16 protein-coding genes and 4 tRNA genes are annotated in these 20266 nt (G+C 39.1%); 18 read left to right on the forward strand and 2 right to left on the reverse strand.

Annotated elements, in window-relative coordinates; all coding sequences use genetic code 11:
* Positions 1 to 2: 2 nt before the first annotated feature.
* Positions 3 to 1007: a GlxA family transcriptional regulator gene (locus H4J70_RS16080; RefSeq protein ID WP_070375625.1), complete on the reverse strand. Its 1005-nt coding sequence runs from the start codon at positions 1005 to 1007 to the stop codon at positions 3 to 5.
* 126 nt (positions 1008 to 1133) lie between these two features.
* On the opposite strand from H4J70_RS16080, the gene H4J70_RS16085 reads away from it, so the two are divergent.
* Entirely contained in the window at positions 1134 to 3035 is a 1902-nt protein-coding gene (locus H4J70_RS16085) for a beta-ketoacyl synthase (protein ID WP_182216791.1), read from the forward strand.
* Between the two features lie 78 nt (positions 3036 to 3113).
* Here the strand turns inward: H4J70_RS16085 and argE are convergent, their stop codons facing one another.
* Positions 3114 to 4262 carry an acetylornithine deacetylase gene (gene argE / locus H4J70_RS16090; protein ID WP_182216793.1) on the reverse strand — a complete coding sequence of 383 codons (1149 nt, stop codon included), beginning with the start codon at positions 4260 to 4262 and terminating at the stop codon, positions 3114 to 3116.
* A 186-nt stretch (positions 4263 to 4448) separates the two neighbouring features.
* On the opposite strand from argE, the gene argC reads away from it, so the two are divergent.
* The 17 genes from argC to H4J70_RS16175 form a co-directional block, all read left to right on the forward strand.
* Positions 4449 to 5483, forward strand: coding sequence for an N-acetyl-gamma-glutamyl-phosphate reductase (gene argC, locus H4J70_RS16095; protein ID WP_182222755.1), 1035 nt, complete (start codon positions 4449 to 4451; stop codon positions 5481 to 5483).
* Positions 5483 to 6289 carry an acetylglutamate kinase gene (argB, locus tag H4J70_RS16100; protein WP_070375629.1) on the forward strand — a complete coding sequence of 269 codons (807 nt, stop codon included), beginning with the start codon at positions 5483 to 5485 and terminating at the stop codon, positions 6287 to 6289. Before argC ends, argB begins: the two co-directional genes overlap by 1 nt.
* Before the next feature lie 49 nt (positions 6290 to 6338).
* The gene (locus H4J70_RS16105; protein WP_182251453.1) at positions 6339 to 7289 is read left to right on the forward strand and encodes an ornithine carbamoyltransferase; all 951 of its coding nucleotides are present in this window, start codon (positions 6339 to 6341) and stop codon (positions 7287 to 7289) included.
* A 77-nt stretch (positions 7290 to 7366) separates the two neighbouring features.
* Positions 7367 to 8638, forward strand: a complete 1272-nt coding sequence (locus H4J70_RS16110; RefSeq protein WP_182216798.1) for an argininosuccinate synthase — start codon at positions 7367 to 7369, stop codon at positions 8636 to 8638.
* Between the two features lie 2 nt (positions 8639 to 8640).
* The gene (argH, locus tag H4J70_RS16115; RefSeq protein WP_182170403.1) at positions 8641 to 10584 is read left to right on the forward strand and encodes an argininosuccinate lyase; all 1944 of its coding nucleotides are present in this window, start codon (positions 8641 to 8643) and stop codon (positions 10582 to 10584) included.
* 102 nt (positions 10585 to 10686) lie between these two features.
* On the forward strand, positions 10687 to 12006 hold the full coding sequence (gene argA, locus H4J70_RS16120) for an amino-acid N-acetyltransferase (protein ID WP_182216800.1): 1320 nt from the start codon (positions 10687 to 10689) through the stop codon (positions 12004 to 12006).
* A 248-nt stretch (positions 12007 to 12254) separates the two neighbouring features.
* Entirely contained in the window at positions 12255 to 13448 is a 1194-nt protein-coding gene (locus H4J70_RS16125) for an outer membrane beta-barrel protein (RefSeq protein WP_182244799.1), read from the forward strand.
* Positions 13449 to 13463: 15 nt separating this feature from the next.
* On the forward strand, positions 13464 to 13979 hold the full coding sequence (locus H4J70_RS16130) for a polysaccharide biosynthesis/export family protein (protein ID WP_182244800.1): 516 nt from the start codon (positions 13464 to 13466) through the stop codon (positions 13977 to 13979).
* A gap of 109 nt (positions 13980 to 14088) precedes the next feature.
* Entirely contained in the window at positions 14089 to 16254 is a 2166-nt protein-coding gene (locus H4J70_RS16135) for a polysaccharide biosynthesis tyrosine autokinase (protein WP_182251454.1), read from the forward strand.
* A 465-nt stretch (positions 16255 to 16719) separates the two neighbouring features.
* Positions 16720 to 17745 (forward strand): UDP-N-acetylmuramate dehydrogenase, encoded by a 1026-nt coding sequence (gene murB, locus H4J70_RS16140; protein WP_182243635.1) that lies wholly within the window; start codon positions 16720 to 16722, stop codon positions 17743 to 17745.
* A 2-nt stretch (positions 17746 to 17747) separates the two neighbouring features.
* The gene (birA, locus tag H4J70_RS16145; protein ID WP_182251455.1) at positions 17748 to 18758 is read left to right on the forward strand and encodes a bifunctional biotin--[acetyl-CoA-carboxylase] ligase/biotin operon repressor BirA; all 1011 of its coding nucleotides are present in this window, start codon (positions 17748 to 17750) and stop codon (positions 18756 to 18758) included.
* A complete protein-coding gene (locus tag H4J70_RS16150; RefSeq protein WP_182243637.1) occupies positions 18755 to 19471 on the forward strand; it encodes a type III pantothenate kinase in 717 nt (238 codons plus the stop codon). The genes birA and H4J70_RS16150 overlap by 4 nt, the downstream gene beginning before the upstream one ends.
* A gap of 152 nt (positions 19472 to 19623) precedes the next feature.
* Positions 19624 to 19699, forward strand: a tRNA-Thr gene (locus H4J70_RS16155).
* A gap of 25 nt (positions 19700 to 19724) precedes the next feature.
* Positions 19725 to 19809 (forward strand) — tRNA-Tyr (locus H4J70_RS16160).
* A 24-nt stretch (positions 19810 to 19833) separates the two neighbouring features.
* A tRNA-Gly gene (locus H4J70_RS16165) sits at positions 19834 to 19907 on the forward strand.
* A gap of 13 nt (positions 19908 to 19920) precedes the next feature.
* Positions 19921 to 19996, forward strand: a tRNA-Thr gene (locus tag H4J70_RS16170).
* Positions 19997 to 20063: 67 nt separating this feature from the next.
* Positions 20064 to 20266: GTP-binding protein (locus H4J70_RS16175; RefSeq protein ID WP_259364653.1), on the forward strand; the 203-nt coding region annotated here is incomplete at its 3' end.

Here is a 20266-nt window from a genome sequence, read left to right on the forward strand (position 1 = left end):
CGTTAATTAAAAAGCTTTTTACGCACCATTGCTCGATAGTCTCTTGGAGTGAGTTTTAATTGTTTCTTAAACAGCCGAGTTAACTGGCCTTGCTCTTGATAACCCACCTGAAAAGCGATTTCTTGAATAGACAGATTACTTGATGATAGTAAATCTTTGACTGTTTCTACACGCATTTTTTGCCAATAATGAGAGGCTTTAACGCCGGTAGCATTTTTAAAACGCCGACTAAAGGTTCTATGGCTAATACCAAATTGTAACGCCAGTTCAGTAAGCGATAATGTTGATGATAGATTAGTACGCATCCAGAATTGAATTTGAGTGATCAATTCATCAGGATGTCGATCGACCGCACCTTCTAAATAACGTTGTTCTTCATATGGTTTTCTTATTTCATGAGAGAAATTACGCTCAACATGTTGTGCAGCAGTCTCACCGTACGTTTGATGAATAACGTGAACGGTAATATCAGCTAAGGCATTTAAACTTGCCGCACAGTAAATACGTTCTGACTGGGTAATAAAAAAATCTGGTTTCAATTCAACGTTAGGATAATTTCTTTTGAATTGGTCAACATAATGCCAGTGTGTTGTTGCCGGATGATGATCAAGTAGTCCTGACTCAGCAATAAAACAAACCCCTGTACCACCACCAATAAGCGTTGAACCTTGTTGCCACATTTGATTAAGCCAACTTACCATTTTGGGCTGTTTTTTGATTATTGGCCTAGGGTTGCGCCAAAGACTAGGAATAAAAATATAATCTGGACTTTGGGCATGCTCAATATCTTTATCGGGATAAAGCTTAATAAGTGCTCTGGTGCGCACTGGGGCTAATAGTTCGCTCACCATTTCAATACTGAGTTTAGGTGATTGCCTATCTTCTCTTCGAGCAAAAGCTTCGCCTGCTCTAAGCATTTCAATAGGTAAGCTTACGCTGGTTGCTAACATATGATCATATAAAACCAAGGCAACATTGATTGTTTTTCGGCTTGTCTTGAGTGGCATATTAATAACTTTTGCAATATTTGGCTGTTATTGTATTGTTTGTGGCTGAAAACGACAATTAATTATTGGTATTTCTTTTTACACTAGTAACAAGAATTACGACTCATGTATTTAAGAGAATTATAAATGACTGCTTTACCTATTATTGTTGGCATGGGCGGCGTAAACGCTGCTGGCCGCACCTCGTTTCATCAAGGTTTTCGTCGTATTGTTATCGACAAATTAACTGCAGAAGCACGCCAAGAAACTTTTGTTGGTCTTGCTACTTTGATGAATATCTTAACTTTCCAAGCAGGTCAGTTAGTTGACGTTGAGGGTAATAGTGTTGCATTAAGCGAAGTAGAAGCACGTTTTGGCCAGCAAATTCTTGATGGCACCCTTATCCGTAAAATTGAAAATAATCACTTTGACCCTGACGCGACGCATTGCCACACAAATATGGCGGCAACACCGAGCACTGAAAATATTACTTTTGAAATTAAAGAAAAAGAATTACCAAAACCCTTACCGCGCTCATGGACAGTAACACCCTTAGCAGATAAACGCGTAAAGGTTGAAATTACTGATAATTTAGATATTAAACATAGTAGTTATCGCGATAATCCGATTAAAGCAGCGGGGCAATTACCTACCGGCTTTGAACCGTCGACATTATATAATAGTCGTTATCAGCCACGTGGTTTACAAACGACTATTTTTGGTGCTGCAGACGCTATTCATTCAACGGGCTTTAGCTGGGATGAAATATTAGAAAAAGTAAGCCCAGACCACGTGGGTACTTATTCTTCTTCAGCTTTCGGTCAAATGCAATCGGAAGGTTTAGGGGGCATGTTACAAAATCGTTTGCATGGCGATCGTGTTACCACTAAAAACTTAGCGTTGGGCTTAAACACCATGTCAGCTGATTTTATTAATGGTTATGTGACCGGCAGTGTGGGTACCACTTCGACTTCGACTGGCGCTTGTGCAAGTTTTCTTTATAACTTACGTAATGCTATTCAAGATATTAAATCAGGTCGAGTGCGTGTTGCTATTGTGGGCAGTAGTGAAAGCCCAATAACACCGGAAATTATTGAAGGTTTCGGTAACATGAGTGCATTGGCTAATGAAGAAGGTTTGAAAAAACTTGATGGTATTACTGATGGCCAAGCTGACCATCGTAATACCAGTCGCCCGTTTGGTGAAAATTGTGGTTTTACTATTGGTGAAGCTGCACATTTTCTGGTGATTATGGATGACGAATTAGCCGTTGAATTAGGCGCTAAACCTTTGGGGTCGGTTGCTGATGTATTTATTAATGCCGATGGTATTAAAAAATCTATTACCGCTCCAGGTCCTGGTAATTACATTACCATGGCGAAGTCAGTGGCATTAGCAAAAAGTATTTTAGGGGAAGAGTCGGTACAAAAGCGTAGCTTTATATTAGCTCATGGTTCAAGTACCCCACAAAACCGTATCACCGAGTCGTTAATTTATCACCGTTTGGCCGAAACTTTTGATATTCATAATTGGCCTGTAGCCGCGCCTAAAGCTTATGTTGGCCATACTATTGCACCAGCAAGTGGTGACCAAATCACTATGGCGCTAGGTGTTTTTGCTCATAATATTATGCCGGGTATTACGACCATTAAATCGATAGCCGATGATGTACATAATGAGCGCTTGAATATCGCTCTTGATCACTGGCAGTGTGAAGCGATGGATGTTGCTTTCATCAATTCAAAAGGTTTTGGCGGTAACAATGCCACGGCCACTATACTCTCACCAGACGTAACGCTCTCTATGCTGAAAAAACGATATAGCATAGCAGAAATGACCCGTTACCAAGAAAAGTTATCTGCGGTTGAAGTGAAACAAAGTATCTATCAAGAAAAAGCCAACAATGGACAGTTTGAATTAATTTATAAATTTGGTGTGGGTGTACTAGGTGATGATGATATTGAAATTAACACTGAAAATATCTCAATGACCGGCTTTACTAATAGTATTGCCTTACCCAGTAAAAATCCGTTTGCGGATATGGTGTAGTCATAACTTAACCCCTTGCAAGGTTATACTAAGTAAAAACGAAAGAGCAAAGCATTATCGCTTTGCTTTTTTGTACCTTTATAAACAGTATCTTTCGATCATCTTCAGTAATAGTTGTTCAGTTTTATCAATTTCGCTATGCGCTAGAAATTCATTAGGCTGGTGTGCTTGATCAATTGAACCAGGACCTAAAACGATAGTTTGACAACCCAGTTGTTGGATGAAAGGAGCTTCGGTCGCATAGTTAACCGCACAACATGAATGACCACTTATTTCTTCGGCTATAGTGACAAAATCACTGTTTTTACTTTGTTCAAAGCTGGGTGAACTCGGATCCAATTCACTAAATGAAATTCTATTAGGGTATTTTTCAGCTAACGGTTTTAACGCTTCACTGAGTAGTAAGATAAGTTCGCTGTCAGTCATGCCGGGTAGGGCACGCATATCAATGTCTAACTCGCAGTGACCACAAATTCGATTGGCATTGTCGCCGCCGTGTATTGCGCCAAAATTAAGGGTTGGCTCCTTTACATCAAAGGCTTGATTACTATAATTGAGAGCCAATTTTTCTTTGAGTTGCATTAATTGGCCAATCACTTGATGGATAATTTCTATCGCATTCACGCCTAAACTTGGCTTGCTTGAGTGTCCTGATTGACCTTGAATAGTTATGCGATGGGACATATGACCTTTATGCATGATGACAGGGACCAAATTTGTTGGCTCACCAATAATAGCAACATCGGGTTTTATCTGTTGGTTTTTGGTGAAAAAACGTGCGCCAGCCATGGTGGTTTCTTCATCTGCGGTGGCCAAAATGTAAAGTGGTTTTTTTAACTGTTGCGCGGTTAATCCTTTACAAACTTGTAAAATAAAAGCAAAAAAACCTTTCATATCACACGTGCCTAAACCATAAAACTTATTATCTTTATCAACAATTTTGAACGGGTCTGACTGCCAACGATTTTCATCAAAAGGTACAGTGTCACTATGACCTGCCAGTAACAATCCTCCTGTTCCACTACCGAGTTTTGCTAATAAATTATATTTATTGCGGGTTTCTGGCACCGCTTGAATGTCGATACTAAAACCGAGTTGTTCAAACCAACTTGCCAATAGTTGAATAACTGCTAAATTTCCTTGATCCCAGCTCGCTTGTGTCGAGCTAATAGAAGCACTGGCAATAAGTTGTGTTAATGAATCAGTAAAGTTGGGCAAATTTTTCATAGTGGCTCACAGTTGAAAATGAATAAATAAAAAAAAACCATGGGTAATTATGCTTATTTGTTGCATAACGAGTCATTGGGTGTTATTTTCCTATTCTAGTGTAAATAACCTAAATATAGAAGGCTATTGAAAATAATTTGTTTTCTGCTTTCCTTAGGTTAATAAAAAATTAATAGATGAGGTTGTATGAAAGTCGCGGTTATTGGAGCAAGTGGATATGTGGGTGCAGAGCTGATTAATTTATTGTCTGCGCACGATAAAATTTCCCTTGAATATTTACTGGTGTCAGAAAACAGTAGCTCGGCAGATATGACCTTTTCGCAATTACATCCGCGTTACTTAGGCGTATGTGATTTACCTTTAGTCTGTTTTTCACAGCGTTGGTTCGATGATACGGTACAAAAGCTTGATGCGGTATTCTTTGCTACTCCGCATGAGTTCAGTGCTGACTGGGCACAAGCTTTTGTTGAGAAAGGTGTTAAGGTTTTCGATCTCTCGGGTGGTTTTCGTTTAAAAAATAGTGAAGATTATCCAACATTCTATGGTTTTGAACATAAAAACTTATCGGCGCTTGCCCAAGCAACTTATGGTTTAGCCGAATGGCAGCAAGATGATATTGCTAATACACAATTAGTTGCTGTACCTGGTTGTTACCCAACAGCAAGTTTATTATCACTTAAGCCGATTACCGTAAATAACTACCATCTTGAAAACTCTCTCATTGTTGTTAATGGGATCAGCGGCGTCAGCGGTGCGGGTAGAAAAGCCTCATTAGCGACAAGCTTTTATGAAGTCAGCCTAACACCCTACAATATTTTACAACACAGGCATCAACCCGAGATAAGCCAAGAAGCTAATGCCGCGGTTATTTTTAATCCTCACCTTGCACCTTATAAAAGAGGATTGCTGGCAACTGTCACTTTGCAAATCAAAGCAGGTATTACGACAAAACATATTAACGAAGCTTTTTTAAACGCTTATCAAGATAAGCCATTGGTGCGCTTAACCGGCGCTTGGCCGAAAATAGACAATGTGGCTAATACACCATTTGCTGATTTACATTGGCAAGTCGATGAAGAAAAACAAGTTGTTGTGGTGAGTTGTGCTATCGATAATTTATTAAAAGGTGCTGCTTCACAAGCGGTGCAATGTGCGAATATTTCTCTGGGTTTAGCGAGTGAGTATAGTTTGTTGCACAATGTAACTTTGGGAAAGAGTTAATGACTAAGACAATAAACACATCAGTAACGTCTAAAACTAACAAGCCATTAGTGATCAAAATCGGTGGCGCTATTCTTGAAAAAAAAGATGCTTTAGCTGATTTATTAAAAATTATCGCGACATTAAAAAATCAAGCCGTGGTGCTAGTGCATGGCGGCGGCTGTGTTGTTGATGAAATACTCAGCCAAGCTGGTTTTACTTCAGAAAAAAAACAGGGTTTACGTGTTACACCTCAAGAGCAAATGCCCCTTATTGCGGGTGCATTAGCAGGTAGTGTTAATAAAGCGATTGTTGCCACTGCAGCAAGTTTACACATGCAAGCCGTTGGATTGTCACTGGTCGATGGTGATATGGTTTCGTGTCAGTTAAGCGATAAAGGCCTGGGTATGGTGGGTGAGCCTAGTGCAAATAATAGTAAGTTACTCGATACACTTTTAAGTGCAAACTTTTTGCCGGTTATCTCTTCTATTGGTTCATTAGCCAATGGTGAGTTAGTGAATGTTAATGCGGATGATGCAGCTGTCGCAATTTGTCAGTTACTAAATGCCGAATTGCTACTGCTAACCGATGTTAATGGTGTAAAAGATGCGCGTGGCGAATATATTGCTTCACTGAGTAAAACTCAGGCAAATTCCTTAATAGAGCAAGGTGTTATTGCTGGTGGGATGACCGCAAAAGTTAATGCCGCTTTGCATGCAGCAAGCCAATTGCGACGAAGTATCGCGGTTGCCAGTTGGCAGTCGCCTGAGCAAATCATCAATCTAATAAAGGGTGATGCCATTGGCACACGCATTCAGCCACATTAACCACAGTTAAGTCACACTTAATTTAACGATTTTTCGGATAGGACTTATCATGTCACCGACACACACAAGATTAGAAAACTTTTTAGCAGATGATCAACTGACTAAAACACAAATAATTGATCTGATTGCTTTAGCAATAAAGATTAAAAACCATCCTAGCGACTATAGTAAAGCTTTAGCGGGTAAATCTGTAGTGATGCTCTTTGAAAAACCTTCATTAAGAACACACGTTAGTTTTGATATGGGTATTAACAAATTAGGCGGCCATGCGCTATATTTAGGCCAACAAAATGGCAAACTAGGTGAGCGAGAACGAGTTAGTGATTACGCTAAAAATCTTTCTTGCTATGCTGACGCTATCGTTGCACGTGTTTTTGAAAACAGCGCCATCGAAGGTTTAGCTGAGCACGCAACTATTCCAGTGATTAATGCACTGTGTGATATATATCATCCGTGCCAAGCACTAGCTGACTTTGTCACTTTGCAAGAATATTTTGTTTTAGGTAAAGGTATAGATTTAACAAAGGTTAAACTTGCTTATATTGGTGATGGTAACAATGTGTCCAATTCGTTGATGTTTATGGCTGCAATACTAGGGGTCGATTTTACCTTGGTTTGCCCAGCGGGGCATGAACCAGAAGCACAATTATTTAGTAAAGCGAAAGCTTTTGCAGATAAGTCAGGGAGTAAGTTGGTACTTACATCAGATGTTGAGGCTTTAGGGCCGCAAGATGCTATTTATACCGATACATGGGTATCAATGGGCTTTGAAGATGCCAGTAAAAAAGCTGCACTTCTAGAGAAGTTTGCACCCTATCAAGTGAACCATCAAATGATGAAAGGCAGTGGCGCCAGTATTGTGATGCATTGCCAACCAGCGCACTTAGAGGAAGAAATAACAACCGCACTTTTTGACAGTGAAATGTCGGTAGTTTTCCAAGCAGCAGAAAATAGAATGTGGGCGCAAAATGCGGTACTCGTTACGCTATTAGCTAAATAATAGTGTAGAAATTATTAGGTCAGCAGCTGATTTATATTCAGCATGACAATTTATCAAGATTAGTTAGGAATAAGACAATGGCTTTAGCAAAAAAACAAATCAAAAAAGTAGTATTAGCATATTCTGGTGGATTAGATACCTCAGCGATTATTCCATGGTTAAAAGAAAATTATCAAGGATGTGAGGTTATCGCGTTTTGTGCTGATGTTGGCCAAGGTGATGAAGAGCTTGAAGGTGTTAAAGAGAAAGCGATTGCTTCAGGGGCATCTGAATGTTACGTGGTTGATCTTAAAGAAGAATACATAAAAGAGTATGTGTACCCCATTTTAAAAACCGGTGCGGTATACGAAGGTCAATATTTATTAGGTACGTCAATGGCACGACCTATTATTGCTAAAGCGCACATAGAAATCGCTCTTAAAGTGGGTGCTGATGCCGTGTGTCATGGTTGTACGGGTAAAGGCAACGACCAAGTTCGTTTTGAATCTTGTTTTGCTGCACTAGCGCCAGAGCTTACCGTCATCGCCCCATGGCGTGAGTGGGACATGGTTTCGCGTGAAGACTTACTAGATTATCTTGCCGAACGTAACATTCCTTGTGCGGCTTCATTAACTAAAATCTACAGTCGTGATGCTAATGCTTGGCATATTTCTCATGAAGGTGGTGAGTTAGAAGACCCTTGGTGTGAGCCATCAAAAGAAGTATGGACCATGACAGTTGATCCTATGGATGCGCCTGATGAGCCTGAAAAAGTACAATTAAGTTTTGCTGACGGTGAGCTTGTTGCTATTGATGGTATAGACTTCTCTGGCAATGGCCAGGAAAACAGTGCCGGTGCTTATCAAGCGTTAATGTACTTAAATGCTAAAGGAGCTGCCCACGGTGTTGGTAGAATCGATATTGTCGAAAACCGCTTGGTTGGTATGAAGTCTCGTGGTTGTTATGAAACGCCAGGCGGTACTATTTTGATGGCGGCTTATAAAGGTTTAGAGTCACTTATTCTCGACAAAGAGTCACTTAAGTATCGCGAATCTATTGGCCTTGAATTTTCACATGTTATTTATGATGGTCGCTGGTTTACCCCGCTTGCTAAGGCTCAATTGGCTTCTGCTGCCTCATTTGCCGAAAAACTAACGGGTGATGTGGTTGTTAAATTGTATAAAGGCATGGCGCAAGTCATACAACGTCGTTCGCCAAATAGTTTGTATTCTGAAGCATTTGCTACTTTTGGTGCTGACGATGTTTATGACCAAAAACACGCCGAAGGATTTATTCGTTTATTTAGCTTATCGAGTCGGATCACCGCACTTTCTCAAAAAGATACTGTGCTAAAGCATAAGGAAAAATAGTCATGGCTTTATGGGGTGGACGTTTTAAAGAAAAGGCGAGTTTACAATTTAAGAAGTTCAATGACTCATTGCCGGTAGATTACCGCATGGCAGTGCAAGACATTGTTGGTTCAATAGCCTGGGCGCAAGCTATTCATGAAGTAGGCGTTATAAATGAAGATGAACTGGTTCGCTTAACGGCAGCATTGCAAGAATTAAAAGCGTCGGTAGAAGAAAATCCGCAACAAATATTGTTGTCTGATGCGGAAGATATTCATAGTTGGGTAGAGATCCAGCTAATTGAAAAAACGGGTGACTTAGGTAAGAAGCTTCATACAGGGCGCAGCCGTAATGACCAAGTGGCGACTGATTTAAAGCTATGGTGTAAAGAAAAGGGCGGCGATTTACTGTTTGCTCTTGTCAATTTACAACAAGCGATGATGAATTTAGCAGAACGTGAAAAAGATACGGTACTACCAGGCTATACCCATTTACAAAGAGCGCAGCCAATAACTTTTGGCCATTGGTGTTTAGCGTATGTAGAAATGTTTAACCGTGATATTGGCCGTTTAAAAGATGCGCTTTATCGTTTAGATGTTTCGCCACTGGGCTCAGGCGCTTTAGCAGGTACCGCTTATCCTATTGACAGAAATGCACTGGCAAGTCGCTTAGGTTTCAGAACAGCCACCATGAACAGTCTTGATGCTGTTTCTGACCGCGATCATGTCATTGAATTGTTGGCTTCAGCCAGTATTTCAATGATGCATTTATCACGTTTCGCCGAAGATTTAATTTTCTACAATTCAGGAGAAGCTGGCTTTGTTGAAATGAGTGATTTGGTCAGTTCTGGTTCATCATTAATGCCACAAAAGAAAAACCCTGATGCCTGTGAATTAATCCGCGGTAAGTCAGGTCGTGTTTTTGGCGCCTTAACGGGGATGTTAACCACAATGAAAGCGTTGGCACTTGCTTACAATAAAGATATGCAAGAAGACAAAGAAGGTTTATTTGATGCGCTTGATACGTGGCAAGAATGTATGGAAATGGCAGTACTCGTTGCTGATGGTCTGAAAGTAAATCGCTCACGGACATTAGCCGCGGCGCAACAAGGCTATGCGAATGCCACTGAACTTGCTGACTATTTAGTCGGTAAAGATATTCCGTTTCGTGAAGCACATCATATTGTCGGTGAAGTCGTATTAGCTGCTATTGACAAAGGTGTACCTTTAGAAGATTTAACGATAAGCCAACTACAAGAATTCAGCGATAGAATTGAGCAAGATGTTTATCAGCACCTTTCTATTGAATCGACACTTAATAAGCGTGAAGCACTCGGCGGTACTTCTCGTTCACAAGTTGAAAAAGCACTGGCGACTACTCAGTCTGGCAATGAAGCTATCTTAAATGAGCAAGTTGTTGGTGCGCCAGGCAAACAAAGAATTCAAAGGGCATTAAAGCAAGTAAAACAGCGTTTAAATGCGCAACGTGCTGCCGCTATGTCTGTTCGTCGAGCGAGAATGTCTGATGTTGACAGTATTTATCAACTGACCAACTTTTGGGCCGATAAAGGGGAAATACTGCCACGGTCACGTGACAATATTATTCATGATATTCAGAATTTTGTTGTTGCCGAGCTTGACGGTAAGGTTGTTGGCAGTGCATCACTTTATATCTACCAAACAGGTTTAGCTGAAATACGCTCAGTTGTTTTACAAGATGACGCCCAACAGCAAGGTCAAGGCAAAGCACTTATTCAGTATTTGTTAGAGTTTGCCTATCAAATGGAATTAGAGCAAATTATTGTTTTAACTTATATTCCAAAATATTTTCAGCAGCTTGGTTTTAACTTAATTGATAAAAGTTCACTAGCCGATAATATTATTGAAGATAGCGAACCCAGCCCACATAAAGACCCTGCTGATGAAGTCGCCATGGAATACATACTTAGTCAGCCTCAACAGGCATAATTTCAGTCGTCATTTTAACTGATTTAGGCAAGGTATTTACTTTAGCTAAGATCCTAAACGCTAGCGTTTGGGATAAACAAATAGGTAGTTACAACTTAGAAAATGGATAGCATCAATAATAACGAACAAAATTATGTTAAATGGTTTAGAAATGCTGCGCCCTATATTAATGCGCACCGTGGAAAAACAGTGGTGCTTATGTTTGGTGGCGAAGCCGTGCTTCACCCAAATTTTGCCAATATTATTCATGATATTGCTTTGTTGCGTAGCTTGGGTGTTAAGTTAGTCTTAGTTCATGGCGCTAGGCCACAGATAGAAGAGCGTATGGATCAGCGTAACATTACTCGCCATATTGAAAATAATATTAGAGTAACCGACGCTGAAACTTTGGTTGCAGTAAAAGATGCGACGGGTTCATTGCGCTTACATATCGAAGCTTTACTCACTATGGGCTTAGTTAACTCGCCTATGCATGGTTCGCGAATTCGTGTTAGCACCGGGAATTTTGTCATTGCTAAACCGATAGGGGTCCGTGATGGCGTCGATTATAAATATACCGGTAGCGTAAGACGAATCGATGCGGTCGGTATTCATACCCAGCTTGATTATGGCTCGATAGTGGTATTATCGCCGATTGGCTACTCTTCTACCGGTGAAGTGTTTAACTTAGCACTTGAAGATGTCGCGACTAAAACAGCACTCGCCCTTAAAGCGGATAAATTAATTACCTTTACTCAAGAGGATGGTTTAATTGATGAATCGGGTGAGCTTATTCGTAGCTGTAGTGTACGGCGAGTAAAAACGTTATTGGATGATAAAGATTGTCATGTTCGCCAATTATTATTAAGAGCGATAATCGAGAGTGGAGAAAATGGTATAGAGCGTTGTCACTGCGTGAGCTACCAAAGTGATAGTGCTTTACTACAAGAGTTATTTACCCGCGATGGTGCCGGTACTTTAATTGCTAAAGATCATAAAGAAGAAGTCTGTACCGCTAGCATCGATGATGTCGGTGGCATTTTAGAACTGATTGCCCCCTTAGAAGAGGAAGGTATTCTGGTGAAGCGCTCAAGAGAACTTCTTGAAGTTGAAATTGATCGCTTTACGGTACTTAAAAAGGAAGATGTTATTATTGCTTGTGCTGCTTTGTATCCTTATCCCGAAGCAAGTTCAGGAGAAATAGCCTGTGTGGCGATTCATCCTGATTATCGCAATGGAAATCGAGGTGAGCGCTTAATGAATGCCTTAGAAGTAAAGGCTTTTGATCAACACTTAACCTCATTATTTGTCTTAACAACGGTCAGTGGTCATTGGTTTAGAGAACAAGGTTTTATCGAAAGTTCAATGGAAGATTTACCTGAAGGTAAAAAACAGCTGTATAACTTCCAACGAAAATCTAAGGTATACATCAAACATATTTAGTGAATAGGTCTCGCTGTTATCAATTCAACGTTTATTTATGAAAATATATGCCGCTTTTAAAAGCGGCTTTTTTGTTTTTAAGGTGGGCTTTAAATATTTGAGTTTGTTTATTTATGCAACAAAGTAAATATAAAAGCATTTATATACAATAATCGTGCACTTATGTAACAGTAATGTTTCATATTCGTTACTTTTAGGGCATATTGTGTGCCGCGCTCATTATTTGTTTGTAAGGTTTATACTTTTCAATGGTCATATTTAGACTTTTAGTCATTCTTCTCATTGCTTTTGCAATGACTTTGCTGACTTCTTTTGCACTCAAAGCAGAAACTGACTTCGCGCTAGAAAGTGGTGATCAATTTACAGCAACGCTGTTATCTGAATATGGTCAAATAAGTAACTTTCTTAATCAAGGAAGTGATGAAGAAAGTACCGGCTACATAAAAATTGAACCGTCCGTCTTTATTCAAACACAGTTATCACGACATTTAATACAATTAGCGACAAAGGTCAGTCATTACCAATTTAGTCACTTTAGTGAAGACGATCATAATAATTTATTATTTAAGCCAAGCTATTTCTTTAAGCTTGATCATAACAAAACACTGTTTGCAGATATTAAGTTACAGGAAAGTTATGAATATCGCGGTACTGGCCTATCTTTAGGGAATGCAGAATCAATAACAAGCGGAGATGATAAAAAATCGCTTGCCGCTAATATAGGCTACTTATATGGCCAAATTGATTCAGTGGCGAAATTAAAACTTTCAATCGGTCAAGAAGACTTTCGCTATAAAACAAGACGAGCCGAAAATAAGGCACTTGACCGTGTTGATCAAAGTGTTGCGGCTAGTTTTGATTATCTACTGTCAGGAAAGACATATTTTGCTGCAGATTTAGCTTATACCCAATCAAACTTTCAAAATAATAGCCCATTAAATAAAGACATATATGCGGTATTAGTCGGTATGAAGTGGCAATCGACGGCTATAACTCAACTGCAAGCATTAATTGGTTATCAAAGATTAACTTTTGAAGAAACATTGTTTGCCAGCGATACTCGCTTTAAATGGCGAGTTGATATTAATTGGCAGCCAACGAATTTTATGCAAATGAATATAAACACCCAACGAAATTATGAAACAACCAACAGAATTGTCGATAGCTATCGCGTTGTTGACAGTACTAATTTACAACTTACTCATCAAGTGACTGATTATTTTCAGACATCTGCGGTTGTTGGGTATAGACAAGAAAAGGTCGTTTACCTTGAGCAAACGATTAATGAAGATTATTTATACTCAGAGGTTAGGTTGAATTATCAACGTAATGATTGGCTGACTGTATTTGCAGGTTTTACTTTTAAAGAACTAACAGCAAGTGATGATAGGCTAAACAACCAGGGCAATAGCTTATCGTTAGGCTTTAATGTTAATATTTAGTATTGGATAAAAAATATGCGTTACTATGTTTTGTCACTAATTTTAGTGTTCTGCAGTTTTTTTTGTGAGGCAAGTGATTATTTACTGGGCCCTGGCGATAAAATACATATTGTTGTTTACGGTGAAGACGATTTAACAACTGATGTGAAAATTGATAAATCGGGTTTTATATCTTTTCCGTTTTTAGCTGATATACAGGTAATAGGTTTATCAACTAAGAAACTTGAAACCACAATAAGAAAAGGCTTACTAGGAGATTATATTGTTGACCCACAAGTCTCTGTTTCTGTGTCTATTTATCGGCCGTTTTTTATCCACGGACAAGTTACACGACCAGGAGGTTATCCTTATCAAGATTATTTGACCTTAGATAAAGCCATCGCAATCGCTGGAGGATTATCTAATAGAGCGTCGACTTCTGATTGGAAAATCACACGACTAGTCAACGGTGTTAAAGTGACGTTAGAGGGGAATATTGCTACTGAGATCCACCCTGATGATATTATAAAAATAGAACAAAGTTTTTTCTAAAATAAACATAACAATAACAATAAAAATAATTATAAAAACTGAAAAAGGATTTTCGACAGATTTTATTAGCCGTATTTATATGTGGTTTTGCAAATAATAATGAGCAGTAATGTTAAACGATAATCAAAGCGTAAATTTTAATGCCCCAAACCAAGAGATAGATTTAAAAGAGGTCTTAAGACCGCTTTGGTCTCGACGTTGGCAGATTGTTTTCTTTACTTTACTCGTTTCACTGATGGTTTCTTTTTATGTTTCGTTGCTCAAGCCTTCCTTTAAAGCCACGGCTATTTTACAAATAGGCAGTAATAAACCCGCTAATACTTTATCGATTAATGACGCCTTTAATGAATCTAGCGCCAGTAAAGAGCAAGTTAAAACCCAGTACGAATTATTAAAGTCTCGAAAATTTGCTGAGCGCGTTATTATTAGTTTAAATTTGGTTGAACATCAGGAATTTAATAGTGGTAAATACAATGACAAAATAAGCTTCTTCGCTGACATAGGAAAGCGGACTAGTAGACCAACGGTCAGTAGCTTAATCTCAATCTTTGAAAGTCGTTTAACTATCGCTCCGATAGCGAGCACCGAACTTGTTAAAATAAGTTTTGCTGCTCACTCACCTCAATTAGCACAAAAAGTCGCTAATCAAATCGGTCTCACTTATCTTCAATACCAAGATGAAATCCATAGCGCGTCAAAGGAGTCAACGTCGCAGTGGCTTGTTGACCAACTTGAAGAGTTAGAGAAAAAGCTTGAAACATCAGAGCAAGCACTACAAGAATACCGTGAAGCGGAAGGTATTGTTGATATTTTAGGGATTGCTGGCCTAGTTAGCTCTGAGTTAACCGAGTTAACTTCTTCAGCAATACGAGCTGAAAAAATCAAAGATGATTTAGAAGTAACTTACCAAAGTATGCAAAAGCGTCGAAAAAATACCGCGCAACTTCTGGAACTTCAGGAAATCAGTCAGCAAAGTGATCTTGTACAATTAAGGCGTGCCGATGAAAAAGCAGCACGTAAGATATTTGAGCTTTCCAAGCGTTACGGGCCCAAGCACCCCAAACGTATAGCGGTGCAAGCAGAGCTAGAGTCATTACAAAAAGGCATCGTACAGCTCGTTGATGAAATTGTAATATCTATTGAAAAAGATTACCTAAACTCTTCTGAAAAAGTTAAAGCAACGAATAATCGTTTGGCAATTGCGAAAGTAGATTACTTACGCTTGAGCCGTTTACAAAATAAATTTTCACAATTGCAGCGCGAAGTTGATACCAATAAAGAACTTTATAATAACTATTTAGTCCGTTTAAAAGAGACTGACGCTATGGGTAATTATAAAGCAAACTTTTACGTGCGTTTTATTGATAAAGCGATTATACCCACGGATAGATTCGCCCCGAAAAAAGCCCTCATAGTGATTATGAGTTTTATGTTATCGTTTGCGATTATTGCCATAATTATCATTATGCGTGAGATATCAATGGATACGTTAAATTCACGTCGAAAACTTGATAGCTTTACCGAAGCACCTGTTCTCGCTATTTTACCAAAGTTTCAAGCGCCAAGTGCTGAAAAAAAGAGTGATCCCTATTACACAGATAATCGCTTTACCGAAGCGGTGCGCACGTTAAGAACCTCTTTATTGTTTAATGGCGAAAGTAAGCCAGCTAAAGTGATTGCGATAACATCCTCGGTGCCAAATGAAGGGAAGTCGACTATAGCACTACATTTAGCCCGTTCGTTTAGTGAAATGGAAAAGGTTTTGCTCATTGAAGCGGATATGCGACATCCGACCGTAGCAAAAAATATGAATTTAAGTCCACATCGCCCAGGATTATCAAATTTATTAGCGAAAACACATCAAATTAATGAATGTATTATCCGCGATAAAAACTTAAAGTTAGATATTTTAACCTCGGGTATTTCTCCGGCTAATCCGCTAGTTTTTTTATCAATGAAGCGCCTTAATATGCTCATTAAAGTTTTTGGTAATTTTTATGACCGAATTATTATTGAGACACCACCGGTAAATGCTGTGAGTGATGCGGCTATTATTTCTAAATTAGTTGAAACGGTTTTGTATGTTGTTCATGGTGAAAAAACGAAACGAGAGCAAATTACCACAGGTTTACGTATGCTAAAGCAAGTCAATGCACCCATCGAGGGCATCATAATCAACCACAGCCAAAGCATTGATACTGATAAATACCAAAACAAGTATTACAACGAACGAGCCAATAACATTGTTAAATTACCGGTACGCAAACAAGGTTAATGTTCTTCTTTCAGTAGTCAATGCAGCCAATATTCGAAGGCATCATAATCAACCACAGCCAAAGCATTGATACTGATAAATACCAAAACAAGTATTACAACGAACGAGCCAATAACATTGTTAAATTACCGGTACGTAAACAAGGATAGTGTTCTTCTATCTATCAATAGTCAATGCAGCCAATATTCGAAGGCATCATAATCAACCATAGCCAAAGCATTGATACTGATAAATACCAAAACAAGTATTATAACGAACGCGCTAATAATATTGTTAAACTACCGGTACGCAAGCAAGGTTAGTCTTCTTCTATCTATCACAACGAACGCTTAAGCCATTTTACATAGTTAAAAAACACGTACGCAAACAAGGTTAATATTTTTCTCAATATTAACCTCTTCCGCTTATTGAAAACTGCGGTAGAATAAGAGTAAGTTTTTACCAGCAAGTACTTCTGCTTATAATATGAAATCACGCCAACAATTTTCCCTACAAAAAAATAACAGTTTTGCAGTCTATGCAACGACACCCATTATTTATTATCCAAATAGTGAACAAGATCTGCAATTATTAGCAGCGGTGACTAGCGAACCTTTTTATATTTTAGGCGCGGGCAGTAATACGCTTTTTGTCGAGGGTGTAACACCGGTAATTATTAAGCCTGAGTTTTTAGGGATTCATGTTAATGAAACAGAAGAATATTATCAGGTCAATGCCGCTTGCGGTGAAAATTGGCACGACTTGGTATGCTTTTGTATTGATGAAGGCATTAACGGTCTAGAAAACTTAGCACTTATTCCTGGCAGTGTTGGCGCTGCTCCAGTACAAAATATTGGTGCTTATGGCGTTGAGATTGCTGATTTTATTGAAAGTGTAACTTGGTTTGATTTTGCTAAAAATAAATCACAGCAGTTAACTCAGGCACAATGTCAATTTGACTATCGCGATAGTATTTTTAAAAATGCTTTAAAAAATAAAGGTATCATCACAGATATTACTTTACGTTTTCCAAAAAACTGGCAGCCTAAGCTGAATTACCAAGGATTAAACACCTTGCCCAAAAATAGTCATGCTAGGGTTATTATGGATACCGTGATTGCCATACGAAATGCTAAGTTACCTGATCCCAAGGTTATCCCAAACGCTGGCAGCTTCTTTAAAAACCCTGTGGTTAGCGCTGAGCAGTTTTTATTATTAAAAAGTAACCATCCAGAAATTGCGGCTTATCAACAAGATAATGGCACTGTTAAACTAGCAGCAGGTTGGTTAATTGAAAGAGCAGGGCTTAAAGGTTATCAACTCAACGGTGCAGCTGTGCATAATAAGCAAGCGCTAGTGCTAACCAATATTGATTCGGCCTGCGGGGCAGATATCAAAAATTTAGCCCTACATGTACAGCAAACCGTATTAGCCTTATTTGCCATTATGCTGCAACCAGAAGTAAGAATGCTCGGTGAGCAGGGCGAAGTTACCTTAGGAGCTATAAACTGATCATGGCCAAAGCAATACGAGAGCAATTAATACAATATTTAGCCGATGGACAATTTGTTTCTGGGCAATGGTTAGGTGAGCAGCTTGGGGTGAGTCGCGCAGCAATATCTAATCATATCGCCTCGCTAATTGAAATGGGGCTTGATATTTATAGTGTTACCGGCAAAGGCTATAAATTATCTGAACCGTTAACACTATTAGATGAAAAAGAAATTCAATACAAGTTAAGTGCATTGGGTCAGAAAAACAAAGTCGAAGTGCATAATATTATCGACTCAACCAATAGTTATTTATTGCGTCGTTTACCCAATCAAAATCATAATTTGCAAGTCTGTTTAGCTGAATATCAAGATGCAGGGCGGGGTCGACGCGGTCGTAAGTGGATCTCACCTTTTGGTTCACATATATATATGTCGATGTATTGGTATTTAGAGCAAGGTATGGCGGCAGCTATGGGATTAAGTGTCGTGTCAGCTCTAGCGGTTAGCGATGCAGTAAAAGAACTTTATCAAATTGATGTGCAGTTAAAGTGGCCCAATGACATTTATTTTGGCGGGGTTAAGCTGGCTGGTATCCTTATTGATTTGGATGGGCAAGCTCTTGAACCGTGTCACTGTGTTATTGGTATTGGTTTAAATATTAATATGCCCCAAAAAAGTGCAGAACAAGTCGATCAACCTTGGACAGATTTGCAAACAGCTATGATGCAAAGTACCACCGAGCATGAAAATAACGCGGTTAATACGATTGACCGAAATGTTTTAGCTGCAACGTTAATTTCTAAACTCTCATTAAGGCTTCAGCAGCATCAACATGAAGGGTTGTTGTCTATGGCCAATGAGTGGGCCAAACAAGATTATTATATCAATAAACCGATAAGGTTAATCACGGGCACGCGTGAAAAGAAAGGTATTTGTCGAGGCATTAATAACCAAGGAGCTTTATTGTTAGAAGTTGATGGCCAAATTAGTCCTATTTATGGTGGTGAAGTTAGCTTGAGGGCTGACACATGAGGTTATTAGTTGATATTGGCAATACTCGCACCAAATACACTTTTGAGCAGCAAGGTGAATTATCAATAATTCAAAGTGAAAGAAATGAAACCATTAATGAAAAGTGGCTATCAAGTATCACTGAATCAGTGGTATCTATTGTCGTTGCGAGTGTTAGCGAAGCTTATATTATAGAGGTCTTTATAGCCTATGCTCAGCAGCATAATATTGAACTGCATATAGTAAACAGTGAAAGCAAACGCTTTGGCGTTACTTCAAGCTATCAACAACCGACAACGTTAGGTATTGATCGATGGTTGACGTTACTGGCGGCTAATATTTTGTACCCAGATGAGAATGTCCTTATTATTGACGCGGGAACAGCGACAACCATAGACTTACTTGATAGTCAGGGCATACATTTAGGTGGGTGGATTTTGCCAGGTATTGATATATTATTTAATAGTCTTTTATCAAATACTACAAAAGTGCTGGCAACTCAAGAGCATCAGGCCAACATTTCTTTTGGTAAAAGTACCTCTGACGGTGTCAATAATGCTTGCTGGGCAGCAACACTTGGTTTTATTGAACAAGGTATCAAGCAAGCTAATAAACAAGTCTCATTAGATAAAGTATTACTTACTGGCGGTAACGCTAAAAAAATAGCGGCTTTATTAAACAGGCAACATTACATTATTGATGAGCTAGTCTTTATCGGCATGCAACGATTCTAATTCGCTTATGGCAAATTATATCGCCAGTTTGTGGCAACATTTAACGTTAGGCGATTAAAAAAACATCAAATGGTTAAAAACATGGTTTTTTTTTGTTTTTACGCTTGCAAGGGAGAAAACATTCCACTAGAATTCGCACCACTTAATGTAGTGCCGACTTAGCTCAGTTGGTAGAGCAACTGACTTGTAATCAGTAGGTCGCCAGTTCGACTCCGGCAGTCGGCACCATTAATAAAATTGTTGTAAAAGTATTGGAGGGGTTCCCGAGTGGCCAAAGGGATCAGATTGTAAATCTGACGGCTCAGCCTTCGGTGGTTCGAATCCACCTCCCTCCACCACTTTGCAATAATGAAGATAGAAAAGCGGACGTCGTATAGTGGTAATACCTTAGCCTTCCAAGCTAAAGCTGCGAGTTCGATTCTCGCCGTCCGCTCCATCTTTAAGTGATTGCTGATATGGCTCAGTTGGTAGAGCGCACCCTTGGTAAGGGTGAGGTCGGCAGTTCGAATCTGCCTATCAGCACCATTCCTTAAGATTTCTATCTCACTAAATTTATTTTATTTTTGTTAATTTATCTCAGAGGCATTACATAATGGCTAAAGCAAAATTTGAACGTTTAAAACCGCATGTAAACGTTGGTACTATCGGACACGTTGATCACGGTAAAACTACTTTAACAGCTGCTATCTCTGCAGTATTAACTAAAGTACACGGTGGTGAAGTTAAAGATTTCGCACAAATCGATAATGCTCCTGAAGAGCGTGAGCGTGGTATTACAATCAATACTTCTCACAT

Source organism: Colwellia sp. BRX8-9 (assembly GCF_014077245.1).
GTDB lineage: Bacteria > Pseudomonadota > Gammaproteobacteria > Enterobacterales > Alteromonadaceae > Colwellia_A.

Excerpts from the sequence above, each read along its gene's own strand:
- H4J70_RS16080 (WP_070375625.1), bottom strand. The coding sequence starts at position 1,007 with ATGCCACTCAAGACAAGCCGAAAAACAATCAATGTTGCCTTGGTTTTA.
- H4J70_RS16085 (WP_182216791.1), top strand. The coding sequence starts at position 1,134 with ATGACTGCTTTACCTATTATTGTTGGCATGGGCGGCGTAAACGCTGCT.
- argE (WP_182216793.1), bottom strand. The coding sequence starts at position 4,262 with ATGAAAAATTTGCCCAACTTTACTGATTCATTAACACAACTTATTGCC.
- argC (WP_182222755.1), top strand. The coding sequence starts at position 4,449 with ATGAAAGTCGCGGTTATTGGAGCAAGTGGATATGTGGGTGCAGAGCTG.
- argB (WP_070375629.1), top strand. The coding sequence starts at position 5,483 with ATGACTAAGACAATAAACACATCAGTAACGTCTAAAACTAACAAGCCA.
- H4J70_RS16105 (WP_182251453.1), top strand. The coding sequence starts at position 6,339 with ATGTCACCGACACACACAAGATTAGAAAACTTTTTAGCAGATGATCAA.
- H4J70_RS16110 (WP_182216798.1), top strand. The coding sequence starts at position 7,367 with ATGGCTTTAGCAAAAAAACAAATCAAAAAAGTAGTATTAGCATATTCT.
- argH (WP_182170403.1), top strand. The coding sequence starts at position 8,641 with ATGGCTTTATGGGGTGGACGTTTTAAAGAAAAGGCGAGTTTACAATTT.
- argA (WP_182216800.1), top strand. The coding sequence starts at position 10,687 with ATGGATAGCATCAATAATAACGAACAAAATTATGTTAAATGGTTTAGA.
- H4J70_RS16125 (WP_182244799.1), top strand. The coding sequence starts at position 12,255 with ATGGTCATATTTAGACTTTTAGTCATTCTTCTCATTGCTTTTGCAATG.
- H4J70_RS16130 (WP_182244800.1), top strand. The coding sequence starts at position 13,464 with ATGCGTTACTATGTTTTGTCACTAATTTTAGTGTTCTGCAGTTTTTTT.
- H4J70_RS16135 (WP_182251454.1), top strand. The coding sequence starts at position 14,089 with ATGTTAAACGATAATCAAAGCGTAAATTTTAATGCCCCAAACCAAGAG.
- murB (WP_182243635.1), top strand. The coding sequence starts at position 16,720 with ATGAAATCACGCCAACAATTTTCCCTACAAAAAAATAACAGTTTTGCA.
- birA (WP_182251455.1), top strand. The coding sequence starts at position 17,748 with ATGGCCAAAGCAATACGAGAGCAATTAATACAATATTTAGCCGATGGA.
- H4J70_RS16150 (WP_182243637.1), top strand. The coding sequence starts at position 18,755 with ATGAGGTTATTAGTTGATATTGGCAATACTCGCACCAAATACACTTTT.